The 18,971-nt window shown below is 40.8% G+C and carries 22 protein-coding genes; 5 read left to right on the top strand and 17 right to left on the bottom strand.

The features are described 5' to 3' along the window. The coding region (locus tag QM818_RS08220; RefSeq protein WP_195327149.1) for an IS3 family transposase at positions 1–96 on the top strand (96 nt) is incomplete at its 5' end. A 69-nt stretch (positions 97–165) separates the two neighbouring features. Here the strand turns inward: QM818_RS08220 and QM818_RS08215 are convergent. Together QM818_RS08215 and QM818_RS08210 are read right to left on the bottom strand one after the other, a co-directional pair. After that, positions 166–1,215: an ABC transporter permease gene (locus QM818_RS08215; protein ID WP_261081376.1), complete on the bottom strand. Its 1,050-nt coding sequence runs from the start codon at positions 1,213–1,215 to the stop codon at positions 166–168. Then, positions 1,212–1,943 (bottom strand): ABC transporter ATP-binding protein, encoded by a 732-nt coding sequence (locus QM818_RS08210; protein ID WP_261081377.1) that lies wholly within the window; start codon positions 1,941–1,943, stop codon positions 1,212–1,214. The genes QM818_RS08215 and QM818_RS08210 overlap by 4 nt, the downstream gene beginning before the upstream one ends. Positions 1,944–2,010: 67 nt before the next feature. Between QM818_RS08210 and QM818_RS08205 the strand changes: the two genes are divergently transcribed. Both QM818_RS08205 and QM818_RS08200 read left to right on the top strand, forming a co-directional pair. Further along, on the top strand, positions 2,011–2,421 hold the full coding sequence (locus QM818_RS08205; RefSeq protein WP_261081378.1) for an HIT family protein: 411 nt from the start codon (positions 2,011–2,013) through the stop codon (positions 2,419–2,421). 9 nt (positions 2,422–2,430) lie between these two features. Further along, positions 2,431–2,718 carry a hypothetical protein gene (locus tag QM818_RS08200; protein WP_261081379.1) on the top strand — a complete coding sequence of 96 codons (288 nt, stop codon included), beginning with the start codon at positions 2,431–2,433 and terminating at the stop codon, positions 2,716–2,718. 24 nt (positions 2,719–2,742) lie between these two features. On the opposite strand, the gene dnaJ is transcribed toward QM818_RS08200, so the two are convergent. From dnaJ to QM818_RS08135, 13 genes are all read right to left on the bottom strand, one after another. Further along, the gene (dnaJ, locus tag QM818_RS08195) at positions 2,743–3,879 is read right to left on the bottom strand and encodes a molecular chaperone DnaJ (RefSeq protein ID WP_001066310.1); all 1,137 of its coding nucleotides are present in this window, start codon (positions 3,877–3,879) and stop codon (positions 2,743–2,745) included. Positions 3,880–4,077: 198 nt separating this feature from the next. Further along, a complete protein-coding gene (locus tag QM818_RS08190) occupies positions 4,078–4,710 on the bottom strand; it encodes a DJ-1/PfpI family protein (protein ID WP_084927020.1) in 633 nt (210 codons plus the stop codon). Positions 4,711–4,789: 79 nt separating this feature from the next. After that, on the bottom strand, positions 4,790–5,191 hold the full coding sequence (locus QM818_RS08185) for a hypothetical protein (protein WP_000114425.1): 402 nt from the start codon (positions 5,189–5,191) through the stop codon (positions 4,790–4,792). A 1-nt stretch (position 5,192) separates the two neighbouring features. Continuing rightward, positions 5,193–7,016: a molecular chaperone DnaK gene (gene dnaK, locus QM818_RS08180; RefSeq protein WP_000034661.1), complete on the bottom strand. Its 1,824-nt coding sequence runs from the start codon at positions 7,014–7,016 to the stop codon at positions 5,193–5,195. A 251-nt stretch (positions 7,017–7,267) separates the two neighbouring features. After that, a complete protein-coding gene (gene grpE / locus QM818_RS08175) occupies positions 7,268–7,792 on the bottom strand; it encodes a nucleotide exchange factor GrpE (RefSeq protein WP_045605607.1) in 525 nt (174 codons plus the stop codon). A gap of 26 nt (positions 7,793–7,818) precedes the next feature. Next, a complete protein-coding gene (hrcA, locus tag QM818_RS08170) occupies positions 7,819–8,853 on the bottom strand; it encodes a heat-inducible transcriptional repressor HrcA (protein ID WP_000255759.1) in 1,035 nt (344 codons plus the stop codon). Between the two features lie 160 nt (positions 8,854–9,013). Beyond that, complete coding sequence (locus QM818_RS08165; protein WP_414300145.1) at positions 9,014–9,526, bottom strand: DUF2812 domain-containing protein; 513 nt, start codon at positions 9,524–9,526, stop codon at positions 9,014–9,016. A 34-nt stretch (positions 9,527–9,560) separates the two neighbouring features. Continuing rightward, positions 9,561–10,148 (bottom strand): DUF2812 domain-containing protein, encoded by a 588-nt coding sequence (locus QM818_RS08160; RefSeq protein ID WP_414300144.1) that lies wholly within the window; start codon positions 10,146–10,148, stop codon positions 9,561–9,563. Further along, complete coding sequence (locus QM818_RS08155) at positions 10,148–10,468, bottom strand: PadR family transcriptional regulator (RefSeq protein WP_261042111.1); 321 nt, start codon at positions 10,466–10,468, stop codon at positions 10,148–10,150. Before QM818_RS08155 ends, QM818_RS08160 begins: the two co-directional genes overlap by 1 nt. Positions 10,469–10,587: 119 nt before the next feature. After that, positions 10,588–11,934, bottom strand: a complete 1,347-nt coding sequence (gene glnA / locus QM818_RS08150; RefSeq protein ID WP_261042113.1) for a type I glutamate--ammonia ligase — start codon at positions 11,932–11,934, stop codon at positions 10,588–10,590. Positions 11,935–11,970: 36 nt separating this feature from the next. Beyond that, positions 11,971–12,327 carry a transcriptional repressor GlnR gene (gene glnR / locus QM818_RS08145; RefSeq protein WP_000659548.1) on the bottom strand — a complete coding sequence of 119 codons (357 nt, stop codon included), beginning with the start codon at positions 12,325–12,327 and terminating at the stop codon, positions 11,971–11,973. 76 nt (positions 12,328–12,403) lie between these two features. Next, on the bottom strand, positions 12,404–12,931 hold the full coding sequence (locus QM818_RS08140; protein ID WP_049515975.1) for an FUSC family protein: 528 nt from the start codon (positions 12,929–12,931) through the stop codon (positions 12,404–12,406). 135 nt (positions 12,932–13,066) lie between these two features. Then, positions 13,067–14,263 (bottom strand): phosphoglycerate kinase, encoded by a 1,197-nt coding sequence (locus QM818_RS08135; protein WP_001096743.1) that lies wholly within the window; start codon positions 14,261–14,263, stop codon positions 13,067–13,069. Positions 14,264–14,502: 239 nt separating this feature from the next. On the opposite strand from QM818_RS08135, the gene QM818_RS08130 reads away from it, so the two are divergent. Next, positions 14,503–16,134 carry a Na/Pi cotransporter family protein gene (locus QM818_RS08130; protein ID WP_261081329.1) on the top strand — a complete coding sequence of 544 codons (1,632 nt, stop codon included), beginning with the start codon at positions 14,503–14,505 and terminating at the stop codon, positions 16,132–16,134. A 96-nt stretch (positions 16,135–16,230) separates the two neighbouring features. Here QM818_RS08130 and QM818_RS08125 read toward each other — a convergent pair whose 3' ends face one another. Together QM818_RS08125 and pepA are read right to left on the bottom strand one after the other, a co-directional pair. Further along, positions 16,231–16,527, bottom strand: a complete 297-nt coding sequence (locus QM818_RS08125) for a bacteriocin immunity family protein (protein ID WP_084954033.1) — start codon at positions 16,525–16,527, stop codon at positions 16,231–16,233. Between the two features lie 21 nt (positions 16,528–16,548). Continuing rightward, entirely contained in the window at positions 16,549–17,613 is a 1,065-nt protein-coding gene (gene pepA, locus QM818_RS08120) for a glutamyl aminopeptidase (RefSeq protein WP_000209170.1), read from the bottom strand. Between the two features lie 284 nt (positions 17,614–17,897). Between pepA and galE the strand changes: the two genes are divergently transcribed. Then, positions 17,898–18,863 carry a UDP-glucose 4-epimerase GalE gene (gene galE, locus QM818_RS08115; protein ID WP_414300143.1) on the top strand — a complete coding sequence of 322 codons (966 nt, stop codon included), beginning with the start codon at positions 17,898–17,900 and terminating at the stop codon, positions 18,861–18,863. Positions 18,864–18,971 lie beyond the last annotated feature (108 nt).

Below are 18,971 nucleotides of genomic sequence, written 5' to 3'. Positions count from 1 at the left end.
ATTGTAGACTATATTGATTACTACAACAATAAACGAATTAAGGTAAAACTAAAAGGACTTAGCCCTGTACAATACAGAACTAAATCCTTTGCTTAAATTAATTGTCTAACTTTTTGGGGTCAGTACACTGAACTCAACTTCTTTTTTAATATCATATAAGCAATATTAGTCCTGCATCTGACGTTTGACCTGATAAGGTAGGTACAAGACTTGTAAAACCAAACCAGCTCCTAGCAAAGCTAGAAGGGCTAGTTTTTCTTGGAAAGTAATCAACCCAACAACTAATTCCACTACTAAGACCAAACTGGTCAATCCTCGAACTACCGCCTGCAAGCCTTTTTCCTTTTGCCCCTTGTCCAGTGGAAAGAGTTGGGTCAAATACTGGTAGTCAAAGGCATGATAGAGGGCCAGCAACTGGAAGAGCAAGAGGTAGTTAAAGAGAACCACCACTGCTGTCGCAATCCAAGCTTGCTCGATAAAGACCTGCGCCAGTATGGAAAGCAAGAGAAGACGGAGACTGAGGGCAAAGAGATCTCCATTTCGCAGATAAGAACGCAGATAGAGATTTTGCCAAATCTTCCCAGGCACCTTCTGAACAGCCTTTAGGATAAAGTCCAGATAGGCACGACGCTTGACGCTGTTTGAAATCCCCTTGACCTGGGTAAAGAGGGCAAAGAAACGAAGCAAGACTTGCTTGCGCTTGCTTTCTTGAGAAATAACATAGTCCCAGTCGAGACCAGTTTCCGTGAAAAATTTACTAGCCTTTTGACGAAAGAGGAAATATTTTCCTACCCCCAATAAAAGCACATAGACCAGAAAAACAGGCAAGCCATAGCCCATGGCTAAAAATAAGGGCGCAAATAACAGCAAGAAAAGAGTCTGGACAAAGAGCCAAAAGACTAGGGAAATGCCAGTTTGACGCTTAAGATGGAGTTTGATTTCCTCTTCTCCGACTAAGAGAAAGAGCTTGTCTGGAGCCTCCATATAGGTGGCAATTCCACCCCAAAGCAACAGTAAAACAGACGTAATTCCTACAAACAAAAGGATCAGCCAATGATTTTCAGGAAAATGTTGCAAGAGTTGACTGTACTGGTAGGCTAAAAATCCCAGCAGAACAAGCAGGAACAAGACAAAGTGGTCATTGAGAACATAGCGCAGATAACCAAGACACTCCTTACGAAAAGCCTGCTTTCTCTTTAAAAACCAGTCTTTCATAGCTCCTCCTCTTTGGTCAGAGCCAAGTAAATATCATTCAAACTAGCCTCAGGCATGTCAAAGGATTCGCGCAGTTGCAGGAGATTTCCCTTAGCACGCACCTCTCCCTTGTGAAGAATGACAAAGGCATCACACATCTTCTCCGCCGAATCCAGCACGTGGGTACTCATGAGAATGGACTTACCCTTTTGCTTTTCCACTTCCAAAAGCTGAATCAAGTCTGCAATAGCCAACGGATCAAGACCAAGGAAAGGCTCATCCACGATGAAAAGACTTGGATCCACCACAAAAGCACAGATAATCATGACCTTCTGCTTCATCCCTTTTGAAAAATGAACAGGAAACCAGTCTAATTTCTGGTCCAAACGGAACATTTTTAGCAAAGGCTCCACTCGATCAAAAGCCACTTTCTGCTCAATACCATAAGCCATGGCAACCGTTTCGATATGCTCTCTGAGGGTCAATTCCTCATACAGACTAGGTGTCTCAGGAATGTAGCCAATTTGCTTGCGGTAGCTGGTCGCATCTTCTTGCAGGGTCAGGCCATTAATATTGATGGAGCCACTATAAGGTGTCAACAGACCGATAATCTCATTGATTGTCGTTGATTTTCCAGCACCATTGAGACCAATCAAACCGACCAACTGCCCACTTTCAACGGTAAAGGACACATCTTTCAAGACAGGGACATGGACATAGCCACCTGTCAGGTTTTTAATTTCTAACATATTTTCTCCAAATCTGGTATAATGTAGCTATATTATATCAAAATTCAATACAGTAGAGGTAGATTTTATGTCAGATTGCATTTTTTGTAAAATCATCGCAGGGGAAATTCCTGCTTCAAAAGTATATGAAGATGAGCAGGTTCTTGCCTTTCTTGATATCTCTCAAGTGACACCAGGACACACCTTGGTCGTGCCAAAAGAACACTATCGCAATCTTTTGGAAATGGACGCTACTAGCGCCAGCCAACTCTTTGCCCAAGTACCAACAATTGCTCAAAAAGTCATGAAAGCTACCAAGGCTACTGGCATGAATATCATTGCCAACTGTGAAGAAATCGCAGGTCAAACAGTATTTCACACCCACGTTCACCTCGTGCCTCGCTACAGTACCGACGATGACCTCAAGATTGATTTTATCACCCACGAACCAGACTTTGACAAACTCGCTCAAGTCGCTGAAACTATCAAAAACGCCTAAGGAGTTGCCATGAAATTATCTAATCTACTGCTATTTGCAGGAGCTGTAGCCGGAAGTTATCTGGTCACAAAAAATCGCCAAGCCATCACAGATGAAGTCTTGAATACCACCGACCGCGTTCAAGCTATCAAGGATGATGTGGATATTATCCAAAACAGCCTACAAATCATTGACCAGCAAAAAGAACTCATCAAGGAATATCAAGAAGACCTGACTTACAAGTTTAAGGTCTTGGAAAAAGATATCCAGACTAGACTAGCTGTGATAAAAGAAACACAGGAAATCGAAGATAAGTAAAAGAGCCACTCGGCTCTTTTTACTTTATTCTCCTTCAAAGGCATCTTTAATATGGTCAAAAAAGCCTTTTTTCTTTGGATTAACTTTTAAATCACCTGCAGCTGCGAATTCTTTCAAGGCTGCTTTTTGGCGTTCGTTCAAGCCTGTCGGTGTTACGACATTAACGGTAACATATTGATCACCAACTGCACCACCACGAAGGCTCGGAGCTCCTTTGCCACGTAGACGGAATTTCTTACCAGTCTGAGTTCCCTCTGGGATAACTAATTCAACATCACCATGAACAGTTGGGATATCAACTGTGTCACCAAGAGCTGCTTGGACAAAGTTGAGGTTGAGATTGTAGAAGATAGTCGTTCCTTCACGTTCAAACTTGTCGCTGGCTTCCACAGAAACCACTACATACAAGTCACCATAAGGTCCACCATTAAAGCCAGCTTCACCTTGGCCTGCTAGGCGAATTTGTTGACCAGTTTCCACACCAGCAGGGATTTTCACATGTACGCTATGAGCTTGTTTCTCATGGCCTGTTCCGTGACAGGTTGTACATGGATCTTTGATTTCTTTTCCGCGACCATGACAGACATCACAGGTTACTTGACGACGCATCATACCAAGCGGAGTCTGCGTATCGACGTTAATAACACCAGCTCCATGACAGCGTCCACAAGTGACTGGACTTGTTCCTGGCTTAGCACCTGAGCCATTACATGTACTACAGCTTGCTTCACGATTGTACTTAACCTCTTTTTCAGCTCCAAAAATAGCTTCTTCAAAGGTCAAGTTTACACGATACTGGAGGTCATCCCCCTGACGAGGAGCATTTGGATTGCGTGAAGCACCGCCTCCGCCGAAGAAACTTGAGAAGATATCTTCAAAACCACCGAAGCCTCCTGCCCCATCGAAACCGCCGAAACCACCAGCTCCACCAAAACCACCGTTGGCTCCAGCAGCACCGTATTGGTCATAGGCAGCACGTTTTTGGTCGTCACTCAAAGTCTCATAGGCTTCTTGAACTTCCTTGTATTTTTCCTCAGCACCAGGCTCCTTGTTGATATCTGGGTGGTATTTCTTTGAAAGCTTACGATAAGCCTTTTTGATCTCGTCTGCCGAAGCGTTTTTTGACACCCCCAGACGATCATAAAATTCAGTATTGTTCATACAAGATACCAAGACCGTAAAATTCGACCGAAAAATAGGAAATCTGACACTGGAGCGATGCTCCTAGACAGATTTATCTTTTTTCCGAGAATTTAGGTCGGCTTCAATTCCTTTCTTTTATATTTAGTAAGAAAGCTCAGAGTGTGAGTTCAATTCCCTGAACACCCTTGTTCCTTTCTATAATTTTCATGTAAATCTTTAGAGGCTGTTTTCTATACTCTGCTTTACTTGATTAAACTCTTCATCTGATAGAGTAAATATCAAATCCTCTTCAGCATACTCGTTCTGTTCTTTAAAATAGTTGTCCGTATTCTCTGCCAACCCTAAACCGAAAATCACTTTTCTTGCAAACTCTTGATGTGCAAAACCGATAGCCGTAATGATTTGTTTATCTTGGACAAGAACTTTCGGTTGGAAATTCTCACGTGGAAGAAATTCAAAATAGTCAAAGAAGTTTTGCCAAATTCCACCTGTAAATTTCGTGTTGTTCAACAAGCCTGCTTTCGCCAATAAAAGGGGCGCTGAAGAAATGGCTACAATTAGGATATCTTGCTCATTAAGACTTCTCAAAAACGAAATCAATTTCTCATCTTGTAGAGCAGGACCTATATTGACCATTCCTGGCAAAATTACACAAGAATAATCTTCTATACAGAGCTGATCCAATGTTTTCGTCGGTTGACAGGGCAAACCATCCTCAGAGACTACCATCGAATTCTCAGAAGCGACATAATCAATCGTGATATCAAAAGACAGAGCTAAAGTACTCGTTAAAGTGGTTATCTCATAAAGAGAAAAATTAGGATAAATGATACAAAGTACTTTTTTCATACGCAACATCCTCTATTTTATCGAAAAACAGAGGCTGGATTGCAACCTCTGTGGATGAGTGAAGTAACTTAAATCAAATTTATTTTGATTTTAAATATCCAATAAGCACACAAACATTTATATATTTTTGTCTCTTCTTAGTATTGGCTATAAAATTCCAATAGATTAGAAGGAAAACACAGACAACCCAAACCATGCCAATTATAAACGATATTATAAATTCTGGTTTTTGTATGGTTGCTGATACTAGTGCTGATACTAGCGCTGACAACAATACTGAAGTAACAAAATTCCTTACCGCCTCATCATTTTTAACACAACTTTCATGCTCAGCTAAAATAATTGCTTTATACCTAGCCAAATACACTACTGGAATATTATCTATAAAATCTTTTGCAGATTCATAACTATCAGCTTTATTACAAAAATCATTATAAACTTTTCGTGTATTTTTTAGATACTCTTCATCCAATACACTCATCTTACTTCTCCGTAAACTCTCCGTCTACGACGTCATCGCCTGCGTTTCCTGTTGCTTGTGCGCCTTCTGCTCCTGCTTGAGCTTGTTGGGCTGCTGCGGCTTGTTCGTAGAGTTTAACAGCAAGTCCTTGAGCTTTTTCGTTCAATGCTTCAAGTTTTGCTTTCATGTCGTCCAAGTTGTTGTCTTCTTGAGCTTTCTTAAGATCATCAAGGGCAGCTTGGGCAGCGTCACGTTCTGCGTCGAAACCTTTTCCTTCAGTTTCCTTGATAGTCTTTTCAGTTGCGAAGATAGCTTGGTCTACTTCGTTACGAAGGTCAACTTCTTCTTTACGTTTCTTATCTGCTTCAGCGTTTGCTTCTGCATCTTTCATCATGCGGTCGATTTCTTCGTCAGTCAAACCTGAGTTTGATTGGATCACAATAGTTTGTTCTTTTTGAGTTCCAAGATCTTTAGCCTTAACAGATACGATACCGTTCTTGTCGATGTCAAATGTTACTTCGATTTGAGGAATTCCACGAGGTGCAGCTGGGATATCTGTCAATTGGAAGCGTCCAAGAGTCTTGTTATCTGCTGCCATTGGGCGTTCACCTTGAAGAACGTGGATATCAACGGCTGGTTGGTTGTCTGCCGCAGTTGAGAAGACTTGTGATTTAGATGTTGGAATTGTTGTGTTACGGTCGATGAGTTTTGTGAAGACACCACCCATTGTTTCGATACCAAGTGACAATGGTGTTACATCAAGAAGGACAACGTCTTTGACATCACCAGTGATCACACCACCTTGGATAGCAGCACCCATAGCAACTACTTCGTCAGGGTTTACTGATTTGTTTGGTTCTTTACCAGTTTCAGCCTTAACAGCTTCTACAACAGCAGGGATACGAGTTGAACCACCAACAAGGATAACTTCGTCGATTTCTGACAAGCTCAAACCTGCATCTGAAAGGGCTTGACGAACTGGAACTTTTGTACGTTCTACAAGGTCACGAGTCAAATCGTCAAATTTCGCACGAGTCAAGGTCATTTCCAAGTGAAGAGGTCCAGCCTCGCCTGCAGTGATGAATGGTAAGCTGATTTGTGTTGAAGTTACACCAGAAAGGTCTTTCTTCGCTTTTTCAGCTGCATCTTTCAAACGTTGCATTGCCATCTTATCAGTAGACAAGTCAATACCGTTTTCTTTCTTGAATTCTGCCACCAAGTGGTCGATGATTTTTTGGTCAAAGTCGTCACCACCAAGTTTGTTGTCCCCTGCAGTTGACAATACATCGAAGACACCGTCACCCAATTCAAGGATAGATACGTCGAATGTACCACCACCAAGGTCGAATACCAAGATTTTTTCTTCTTTGTCAGTCTTGTCCAAACCGTAAGCAAGAGCGGCTGCAGTTGGTTCGTTGACAATACGTTCTACTTCAAGACCAGCGATTTTACCAGCGTCTTTTGTTGCTTGACGTTGAGCATCGTTGAAGTAAGCAGGAACTGTGATAACTGCTTTGGTTACTTTTTCACCAAGGTAGTCTTCAGCGTAACCTTTCAAGTATTGAAGGATCATAGCTGAGATTTCTTGTGGAGTGTATTCTTTTCCATTTGCAGAAACTTTTTCAGAAGTTCCCATTTTAGACTTGATAGAGATAACTGTATCTGGGTTTGTAACTGCTTGGCGTTTTGCAGCGTCACCAACGATAATTTCTCCATTTTTGAATGAAACTACAGATGGGGTTGTGCGGTTTCCTTCTGGGTTTGCGATGATTTTGCTTTCAGTTCCTTCAAGAACTGCTACTGCTGAGTTTGTTGTACCTAAGTCAATACCGATAATTTTAGACATGTGTTTTTCTCCTTGTTAGTTAATTTTCTATTTTTGATATTTCCCTTAAGTGGTGGGGACGTGAGCAACTCCCTCCGGGATTTCATCACTTATTTTTGAGCCTATTGTCTCAAAAATCCCCTGTTTCAGTAGCTTTTGCTACTGAAACTTTCACCACGGTGGGAAATATCTTCCTTGCAAGCCTCCGGCTTGCCTCTTATCTTTCTTCATAGTTTATTGTCGTTTCGGACAAGGTTTTTAAGCGCTCTCTCCTAGTTGTAAACAACTACCATGGCTGGGCGTAGGATACGGTCATGGAGTTTGTAGCCTTTTTGGAAAACTTGGGCGATGGTATCTGCTGGGTGTTCATCGTCTGCTGGGAGAGTTTGGATAGCCATATGGTAGTTATGGTCAAATTCACCGTCAACTGCGATTTCTTCGATTCCTTCATCTTTCAAAGCGTGAATCAAGCTTTCTTGCACCATCTCCAAGCCCTTCTTCACATCATCTGTCAAACCTTCAACTGCGAGTGCACGCTCAAGGTTATCCAAAGAAGGGAGAATTGCTTTTGCCAAGTCCTGACTACGATAACGTTGCAAGTTTTGACGCTCTTCATTGGCACGGCGTTGGATATTTTGCATTTCTGCATGAGCGCGAAGGTATTTATTTTCGAACTCATCTGCACGTTCATTTGCCAAGTCCAATTCAGACTTCTCAGGAGTTGTTTCTTCTACCGTTTCCACAACTTCCTCTTCTTGGACTTCTTCTACTTCTTCATTTTTTATATCTTGGGCCATTTTCGCCTCCTTTAATGATTTCAATCTTAATGTACTTCGTAATGATTACTGCTGAGGTAGCGGTAAAAATCTGTCAACTTCATGGTCAAAACACGGTTGACCACATTGACTTGGTTAATTAGTTGCTGATAATCCAGATTGACGGGGCCGATAATCGCTAGAATTCCAACTCCCCTATAAGGAATGAGGAACTTACTACTAATCACCGCTAGGTCTGCTAAACAAGATTCTTGACTGTCTGCAACACGGACGTTTTGCATCTGATCTTCACGCAACCCCTCACGAATCTCCAGAGCCACCTTTTGCGGTTGGTCAAAGAACTGATAAGCTGCCAGATTGGCAAAATTCAAGAGATTGACCTTCCCCGCCACCACAATGTTTTCGTTGAACATTTCCTTAAAAATGTGTTCAAAGAGATCAATGACATTATCCGTTGTTGTAAAGTAACGCTGGATAATCTGCGGAATCTCCGTCCGAATCTTGTAGTGAATATCTAGAACGGTGTGCCCGAGGAAACGTTCCTGAATGATGCTCTTCAGTTTCAGCAAATCCTCCTGCAAAAAGTTCCTTGGAATCAGAAACTGACTGGTAACCGTTCGAGACTCGTCTAGGGTGAATACTGCCAAGGCTGTATGTTGCCCCAAAACAACAATATCAAAGGCTGTCAAACGTTGCCTGCTCGGCTCAACATCCAGTGCTACTACCGTACAGCCACTCAAGTCTGTCAGCAGGTTAGCAGCCTCTTGCAGAATATCCTCCAATTTGAAGAATTCCTGATCAAAGGCTTTGACAATCTCATATACCTCATTTTCAGCTAGTCGGTCAAAATCCAGTGAGTGTTTCACATAGTACTGAAAACCAGCAACACTTGGCATCCGACCACTTGAAGTATGGGCCTTCTCAAGCAACCCTTGCTTTTCTAGAGCCGCCATGTCATTGCGAATGGTTGCACTGCTAGAGTTAATAGACTCTTGCAAAGCTTTGGATCCGACAGGTTCGTGCGTTTTGGTAAAGATGTCAATAATCAGATTTAAAATATCCTGCTGACGCTCTGTAACCACCTCATCACTCCTCTCTGTCTGATCGATTAGCACTTGATACACTCAAGTGCTAACTTATGATTCTATTATACACCCTTAAAAGAGAATGTCAAGACAAAAACTCAAAAAATTAGCACTCTTTTGCCAAGAGTGCTAAAAATCAGTCTAAAGACCTAGAACCTTACTGTTTATCTACTCGGTATGCCCTTTTAAGCCTTAAATAGCCATGAATTAAATAAGAAATCATAAAGGCATATAGAGCAAAAATGACAAAGAAAGATTGCGACAGTTCTTCTCGAAACAAACTCATACAAACAACAAGACCACCTAAGAAAGTAGCTGCACATGAACGAAATCTATATCGCATAACTTCCCATCTGAGCCCCTTACTCATATAGACTTGATCCTCTGGAAGTATATTAGAAGCCGGTTTACGAAAAATTGAATAAAAACCTCTTTCTATCAATTCCCAACCTCTATTTCTAAAATCTTGCAGTTCATGCTTATATTTTTTAAGAAATCTAGAATCATAGATACGGTAGATGACATCGTCTGGTTGACATTGGTCAAAATAGAACAAACCAAAACGACTCGTTCTATACCTCCAACCTTTCAAGTGCATCTCATGTAAATATTCTTCTTTCTTATCCTCATCAAGAATCGTAAAAATCCGAAATTGTAGTTTGCTTTTCATCATCGCACCTCCAAATTAGAAAACATGCATGGTTTTATTTATCAGATAATTCTTTCCACTTTTGAAACAATCTCCAAAAAATATAAGACATCTGAATCGAATGAACTATCAATAAAACACCATCTATTATAACAATCAAAAACATGTCCCAACTGAAAGAACTATCTCCACTGACAAACTTTGAGAAAACCGGTAGTAGAGCCGAAAAGATAAGCAAAAAGATAAGCAAAATAGGAATCATCCGAATTATTAAAATCCGTTTAACCACAGCTAACTTCCCAGACGCATCATTATAAATTTCAAACTCGGCATCCGACTCAATTCCAGAATGAAGCTTTCTAAAGTAGGAAAAACCATTAAAGTCTGTAATATGCTCCCAGCCACAGTCTTTAAATAGTTGTAAATAGGAGGCTCTCTCTGATTTTTCCATTGGGTAAAAGTCCAACTGATAAGACACTTGCTCAGGGTGACATTTTTCAAAGGTATACTTAACTGCAAACAATAAGATAGAATAGCTTACTTTCCTAAGTTTCCAGCCCTTAGCATGCATTTCTCTAAAGTATAGAGCCTCCCTCTCATAATCCGCAATTGTAAAAATTCGATAAACAATTTTCTTTTCCATCATCCTTCCTCCCGACTGTTTCTGTAGAGTCGTTCAATACGCTTCAATTCAATATCTAAAACTTTTCGTCCCAAGTCTGTAATCTGATAGATTTTCCGTTTTTCCTCTTCTCGGACAAAGGAAATCAAGCCATCCTTTTCCATTTTTGACAAGGTTCCATACATAGTTCCAGGACTGATTGAAACTTGCGAATCTGTCATTTCCCTGACCTTTTGCGTAATACTATAACCATGACCTTCCTTTTGCAGACAGAACAAGATATAAAAACCCGTTTCCGTCATCGGAAGATAAACTCGACGAATCTTATCCGTTAATTCCATTTATAGCTACCTCCTATCTAGTTCGATATATCGCACTTCGTTATATAAAATATATCACACCTCGATATAAAATACAAGAAAAAAGACCACCCTCAGGCAATCTTTCTTCTATATTAGTATTAATAAAGATCTAAATAGTTATCAATTTCCCATTGTGAAACGAAGGTGGCATAACTTGACCATTCGATTCGTTTGGCTTCAAGGAAACTAGTATAGATATGTTCTCCAAGAGCTTCTCTGACAACCTCATCTTCTGTCAAAGCTTTCAAAGCGTTGTGAAGAGTTGATGGAAGGTCTGTAATACCAGCTTCCTTACGCTCTTCTGCTGTCATGATGTAGATATTTTCTTCGATAGGAGCTGGTGCTTCGATTTTATTTTCAATACCATGCAAACCAACCTCCAAAAGAACAGCCATAGCGATGTATGGGTTTGCCATCGGATCCACTGAACGTAACTCAAGACGAGTTCCCATACCACGTGAAGCAGGCACGCGTACAAGTGGCGAACGGTTACGACCAGCCCAAGCAATGTAAACAGGTGCTTCATAACCTGGAACCAAACGTTTGTATGAGTTAACTGTTGGGTTCATGATAGCAGTATAGTTGTAGGCATGCTTGATCAAACCGCCAAGGAAATAGTAGGCAGTTTCTGACAACTGCATTCCTTTCGGATCATTTGGATCAAAGAAGGCGTTGTTTCCTTCTGCATCAAACAAGGACATATTACAGTGCATACCTGATCCAGCAATACCAAATTTTGGTTTTGCCATAAAGGTTGCGTAAAGCCCATGTTTGCGAGCAATGGTTTTAACAACAAGTTTAAAGATTTGAATCTTATCACAGGCACGGAGAACTTCATCGTACTTGAAGTCAATTTCATGCTGTCCAACCGCAACCTCATGGTGACTTGCTTCTACTTCAAATCCCATTTTGGTCAAGACATTGACAATCTCACGACGTGTATTGTCCGCAAGGTCAGTAGGCGCCAAATCAAAGTAGCCCCCCTTGTCATTCACTTCAAGTGTTGGGTCTCCATTTTCATCAAGTTTAAATAGGAAGAATTCTGGCTCTGGCCCAAGGTTGAAGGATTTGAATCCCACTTCTTCCATGTGACGAAGAGCACGCTTCAAATTACCACGAGGGTCTCCTGCAAATGGTTCACCTTCTGTTGTATAGACATCACAGATCAAACCTGCAACACTTCCATTTTCATCTCCCCAAGGGAAGACTGTCCATGTATCCAAGTCAGGGTACAAGTACATATCCGACTCATTGATACGTACAAAACCTTCAATAGAAGATCCATCAAACATAGCCTTATTTGACAAGACTTTATCTAACTGTTCATCTGTAGCAGGAATTTCAACGTTTTTCATGGTTCCCAAAATATCTGAGAACATGAGACGAATAAAGGTAACATTTTTTTCCTTGACTTCACGACGAATATCTGCAGCTGTGATTGGCATGAGTTTTCTCCTTAATGTATAACTACTTGCGGTTGCCTAACCGCGACCAAAAGGTGACCGTACTGAAGCAAAGCGACCCTGTTGGAGGAGTTCATTATGAAGTGCACGACGCACCTCAGTCTGACTCACCGCTTTCTTGGATTTCGCTTCACGTTCAGCATATTTTTTCTTAATGGCAGCGATATTATAACCTTCAGAGATATAATCTTTGATTTCAAGCAGACGATCCATGTCATTCAAGGAATACATGCGACGGTTCCCTTCGTTTCGATCAGGCTTAATCAACTCTTGATCTTCATAATAACGAATCTGACGCGCCGATAGGTCGGTCAACTTCATAACACTGCCGATAGGAAAAACAGCCATATTTCGGCGAAATTCTTTTTCCTTCATTTACAATTTCCTTCTTTCTGTCTATTATAGTCTAAAAAAAGACAAACGTCAATTGATAATGTTATAAAATGTAACATTATTTTTCTTTTTTCTCTAAAATGAGCCGAATACGATCAATATCGTAATTTACGAGAATTGCGACAAAAACTCCCATGAAAGTTTCTGATACACGCGCAAATACGTACAAAATTGTTTCTCCACTCGGAATCGATAGGGTAATGATTAACATAGCTGCTACACCACCAATAACTCCTGCTTTGTTATTCATGGCTACATTTGTCATAATGGTTAACATGGTGCATATTGGAACAACTACTAAGGTTACCCAAAAGGCTTCGTGGAAAAAGGTATTTAATAGGAAGAAGAGGAGGGCATAGAGACCACCGATACTATTTCCTAGAATACGCGAAGTCCCAAAATGGACACTCTTATCAAAACTCTCCCTCAGGCTAAAAACGGCTGTCAAAGCACCAATTTGAAGACCTTTCCAACCAAAAAAGCCAAAAATCAAGAGAACTAGAAAAACAGCAATACCTGTTTTAAAGGTTCGCATACCAAGTTTGAACTGGGATTTATCGAATTTATATTTTTTAAAATAACTCATAATCTCAACTTTCTATTTCCATTTTATCATAAATTGGCTGATTTTATGAGCAATAGTTGAGAGGAAGCGTTTTTATTTTAAGCAAAAGAAAAGAGTAACTTTCGTTCCTCTCTTCTTTGATTTATTTATTAAATCTTATTTTTCTGTCAAGGCTGCAAGTCCTGGAAGAACTTTACCTTCAAGAAGTTCCATTGATGCTCCACCACCAGTAGAGATCCATGAGAATTTATCTGCACGGCCAAGGTTAATCGCTGCAGCAGCTGAGTCACCACCACCGATGATTGATTTAACGCCTGGTTGTTTCACGATAGCGTCCATCACACCGATTGTTCCAGCTTGGAAGTCTGGGTTTTCAAATACACCCATAGGTCCGTTCCATACAACTGTTTTGGCACCAGTCAAAGCTTCGTCAAATTTAGCGATAGATTTTGGACCGATGTCAAGACCAAGGAAGCCTTCAGAAACTGCTTCACCTTCAGTGTCACGCACTTCAGTGTAACCAGCAAATGCGTTAGCTTCTTTTGAGTCAACTGGCAAGATCAATTTACCGTTTGCTTTTTCAAGAAGAGCTTTCGCAACATCCAATTTGTCTTCTTCTACAAGTGAGTTACCGATTTCGATACCTTGTGCTTTGTAGAATGTGTAAGTCATACCACCACCGATAAGGACTTTATCAGCTTTTTCAAGCAAGTTTTCGATAACACCGATCTTGTCTGAAACTTTTGAACCACCAAGGATCGCTACGAATGGACGTTCTGGAGTTTCAACTGCTTCTTGGATGTAGGCAATTTCGTTTTCAAGAAGGAAACCAGCAACTGCTTTTTCAACGTTTGCTGAGATACCAACGTTAGATGCGTGTGCACGGTGAGCTGTACCGAATGCATCGTTTACGAAGATACCATCTCCAAGTGATGCCCAGTATTTACCAAGTTCAGGATCGTTTTTAGATTCTTTCTTGCCGTCAACATCTTCGTAACGAGTGTTTTCAACCAAGAGAACTTGTCCATCTTCAAGAGCGTTGATAGCTGCTTCCAATTCAGCACCACGAGTGACACCAGGGAAAACAACGTCTTGACCCAATTTAGCAGCCAAGTCAGCAGCTACAGGAGCAAGTGATTTACCAGCTTTATCAGCTTCTTCTTTCACACGTCCAAGGTGAGAGAAAAGAATTGCACGTCCACCTTGTTCGATGATGTACTTAATAGTTGGAAGAGCTGCTGTGATACGGTTGTCGTTAGTGATTACGCCATCTTTCAATGGTACGTTGAAGTCAACACGAACGAGGACTTTTTTACCTTTCAAGTCAACGTCTTTAACAGTAAGTTTTGCCATGTTACAAAAACCCCTTTATTTATTTTATTCGAAACTATTATATCACACTTTGGAAATATAAGGAAAGATTTCACAAGATTTTTCGATATTTAATCTTTGTGGCATGCTAGAGTATATTATTTTTGCTTTTTCTAACGAATTTTCTTTCTAAAATCTTAGCTTAACACTTGTTAGATTTACTTTTATCCTTTAAAATAGAATAGGAGAAATTCCGTTATTATTTTTCGGAGGAAAAAGAAATGTCCATTAATTGGCAGGAAATTTTATTTCACTTTTTAGGTGGTCTGGGACTATTCTTATATAGTATCAAGACCATGGGAGACGGTTTGCAACAAGCTGCTGGAGATCGCCTTCGTTTTTACATTGACAAATATACCAGCAATCCGTTCTTCGGTGTGCTAGTTGGTATCGGTATGACGGCGCTAATTCAGTCAAGTTCTGGTGTCACAGTCATTACAGTGGGGCTAGTCAGCGCAGGACTTTTGACCTTGCGTCAAGCTATCGGTATTGTCATGGGTGCCAATATTGGAACTACCGTTACATCCTTTATCATCGGTTTTAAGCTAGGAGATTACGCCTTACCAATGCTTTTCATCGGAGCGATTTGTCTCTTCTTCACCAAGAATCGCTCTATCAATAACATCGGGCGTATCATTTTTGGTGTAGGTGGTATCTTCTTCGCTCTCAATCTTATGAGCGGTGCAATGGAACCTCTAAAAGACCTGCAAGTCTTTAGAGACTATATGGTTGAACTAAGTAAGAGCCCTATTCTAGGTGTCTTTGTCGGAACTGGACTAACCCTACTCATTCAAGCTTCTTCCGCAACTATCGGTATCCTACAGAATCTTTACGCAAGTGGTTTGATTGATCTACAAGGTGCCCTACCAGTCTTGTTTGGTGATAATATCGGAACGACCATTACAGCTATTATTGCTTCTCTTGGAGCCAATATCGCTGCCAAACGTGTTGCTGGTGCCCATGTCGCCTTTAACGTGATTGGTACGGTTATCTGTATTGTCTTCCTTGTACCTTTCACTGGCTTGATTCAATGGTTTGAATCTACACTCAATCTGGCTCCAGAAATGACCATTGCCTTCGCCCACGGAACCTTTAATATCACAAATACTATTATCCAATTTCCCTTCATCGGTGCCTTAGCCTACTTTGTAACCAAGCTCATCCCTGGTGAAGATGAAATTGTGAAGTACGAGCCACTTTATCTTGATGAGCATTTAATTAAACAAGCTCCATCAATCGCCCTCGGAAATGCGAAGAAAGAGCTACTTCACTTGGGAAATTATGCTTCTAAAGCCTTTGACCTTTCTTATAACTACATCATCGACCTTAATGAAAAGGTTGCTGAAAAAGGACACAAGACAGAAGAAGCTATCAATACCATTGATGAAAAATTGACTCGTTACCTTATTACTCTTTCAAGTGAGGCCCTTAGCCAGAAAGAAAGTGAAGTGCTGACCAACATCCTAGATTCATCCCGCGATTTGGAACGGATTGGAGACCACGCAGAAGCGCTAATCAATCTGACTGACTACCTTCAACGGAAAAATGTTGAGTTCTCTGAAGCTGCTTTGCAGGAATTGGCTGATATCTATCAAAAAAACACTGGCTTTATCAAGGATGCCCTTGATAGCGTGGAAAACAATGATATTGAAAAAGCTCAAAGTCTGATTGAACGCCATAAAGAAATCAACAATATGGAACGTGTTCTCAGAAAGACTCACATCAAACGCCTCAACAAGGGTGAGTGTTCAACACAAGCTGGGGTCAACTTTATCGACATCATTTCCCACTATACTCGTGTATCTGACCACGCCATGAACCTTGCTGAAAAGGTCATCGCTGAACAAATCTAAGATCCAAGAAGCTATCCTAAATAGGATGGCTTTTTTCTTTTCCTAATCAAGAATTGCTTTTTTACATATAGAAAAATGCTTTGATTCACAATGGAATCAAAGCATTTTAAAGAGTTCCCCATACATAATCGCAGAAGCTGCGGTTCCTCTGTACTTAGCTTCTTCTCTTTTGATAAAGCGAGCCAAGTTGAGCAGCTCAGGTGCCGGATGTTTGGGATTTAGGAGCAATTCACGATTGACCAGGCCTGAGAGACGAACTGCCAACAATTGCTCATTTGTAGTAGGCAGTTTTTTAGCAGTCTCTAGGAGAGCAGCAACTAAATCTTCACTCAAATCATGTCGAGCATGATTGTAAAGATCTTTTATAAGGCTTTCTAGGTTTGGTTCTACCATCCCTACCACCTCCCTTATGGTTTAATAATTTTTAATCAAATCAACCGTTGAACGATCCAATTTCTTCACCAAGGCTTGCAAGAAAGCTTGAGCTTCTAGGAAGTCATCCATTGCGTAGAGGGTTTGGTGAGAATGGATATAACGAGCGCAGACACCGATAGTTGTTGATGGGACACCACCATTTTTCAAATGAGCTGCGCCAGCGTCTGTTCCGCCTTTACCACAGTAGTATTGGTACTTGATTCCAGCTTCTTCAGCCGTTGTCAAAAGGAAATCCTTCATCCCTGGGAGAAGCAAGTGACCTGGGTCGTAGAAACGAATCAAGGTTCCATCTCCAATCTTGCCTTGACCGCCATAAACATCACCAGCAGGTGAGCAGTCAACTGCTAGGAAAACTTCTGGGTCAAACTTAGTTGTGGAAGTATGAGCACCACGAAGACCAACTTCTTCTTGGACGTTAGAGCCAAGATAGAGTTCATTTCCGAGTTTTTGACCTGAAAGGGCTTCTGCTAGCTCACTCACCATAAGAACACCGTAGCGGTTGTCCCAAGCTTTTGAGATGATATTTTTTTCATTGGCTGTCAAGATTGCAGAACTATCTGGTACGATGGTGTCGCCAGGACGGATACCAAAGCTTTCAGCCTCAGCCTTGTCCGCAAAACCGCCATCAAAGACGATATCTGCAATAGCTGGCATAGTTGGTCCACCCTTTCCGCGAGTCAAATGTGGAGGGACAGAACCCGAAATCACAGGAATTTCACGACCGTCACGAGTCAGGAGTTTGAAACGTTGGCTGCTAACCACCATAGGATTCCAACCACCGATTTCTACGACACGAAAAGTACCATCTGGCTTGATTTCGCTGACCATAAAACCAACTTCATCCATGTGAGAAGCGACCAAGACACGCGGTGCATCCGCAGCTTCTGAATGTTTAATCCCGAAAATACCACCCAAGCCATCTGTCACCACTTCATCCACGTGTGGTGTCAACTTTTCACGAAGATAAGCACGGACAGGCGCTTCATGACCTGAGATCGCAGCAAGTTCTGTTACTTCTTTGATTTTTGAAAATAATGTTGTCATTTCAGTTCCTTCTTTCTTTCATCCATTTTACCACTTTTTATAGGAGAAGGATAGCGGGAAGGTGGATTTATCTTAGTCTTACTGTATCTTATAAAAAGCTTGTATTTTCTTGCATGTGAGGTGAAATCTAAGAACTATTCCAAGATCAACCAAACTATTAATTTCCAAACATAAAACAATCCAATGCTATATTTGTTCAATTTTTTCATGAAATTTCCAGAAAATAGTTGACTTTGCCTTCTTATTTCTTTAAAATAGTACAAAACTAGGAAAAGGAAAAAATCATGACCAAAACAATTCTTGTTACAGGTGGAGCTGGCTATATTGGCTCCCATACCGTTAAAGCTCTTTTAAATGCTGGCTATCAGGTACATGTTCTAGATAATCTCTCTACAGGAAATCGTTCGGCTGTGGATAGTCGTGCTAGCTTTAAGCAACTAGATGTTTATGATTCTAGTGCTCTAAAAGCTTACTTAGAAGAAAATAAGATTGATGCTGTTCTTCATTGTGCAGGTGAAATTGTTGTGAGCGAAAGTATTGAAAACCCAAGTAAATACTTCACTGCCAATGTTGCTGGTATGAACCAAGTTCTCAAAGTCTTATCTGAAGTTGGCATTCAAAAAATCATGTTCTCTTCGACTGCTTCCCTCTATGGTAATAACTGTATTGACAAGCCAGCAACTGAAGATACCCTGCTCGACCCTGTCAATCCTTATGCAGAGACAAAACTGATGGGTGAACGAATGATTTACTGGATGGCCAATCGCTACGACTGGAAATATGTCATTTTCCGTTACTTTAATGTTGCTGGAGCTGAAATGGATGCTTCAAACGGTCTGCGAGTGAAAAATCCAACTCATATCATTCCCAACATCAACAAGACCGCATTGGGACAAAATGATAGCCTGAAAATATTTGGAGATGACTATGATACACGTGATGGTTCATGTATTCGAGATTACATTCATGTCTTGGACCTTGCACAGGCTCATGTTAAAGGAATGAACTACCTATTTCAAGAAAACAGTTCTTCTCAAATCTTTAACTTAGGAACTGAAAAAGGCTATACCGTCAAAGAAATCTTTAAAACTGCTGAAGAATTACTGAATCAAAAAATACCACACGAAATTGTTGCTCGTCGTGCTGGTGACCCAGCTAGCGTCCTAGCAGACGCATCAAAAGCTAAAAAATATCTTGATTGGAAGGCTAGCTACTCCCTCGAAGATATTATGGCTCTTTGTCAACTGTAGTGGGTTGATGAAAAGCTAAGCTCGAGAAAGGACAAATTTCGTCCTTTCTTTTTTGATGTTCAGAGAGATAAAAATCCTTTTTTTGAAGTTTTCAAAGTTCCGAAATCC

This window comes from Streptococcus mitis, from assembly GCF_047464035.1.
Taxonomy (GTDB): Bacteria; Bacillota; Bacilli; order Lactobacillales; family Streptococcaceae; genus Streptococcus; species Streptococcus mitis_DX.
This window is presented reverse-complemented; position numbering and strand designations above follow the sequence as displayed.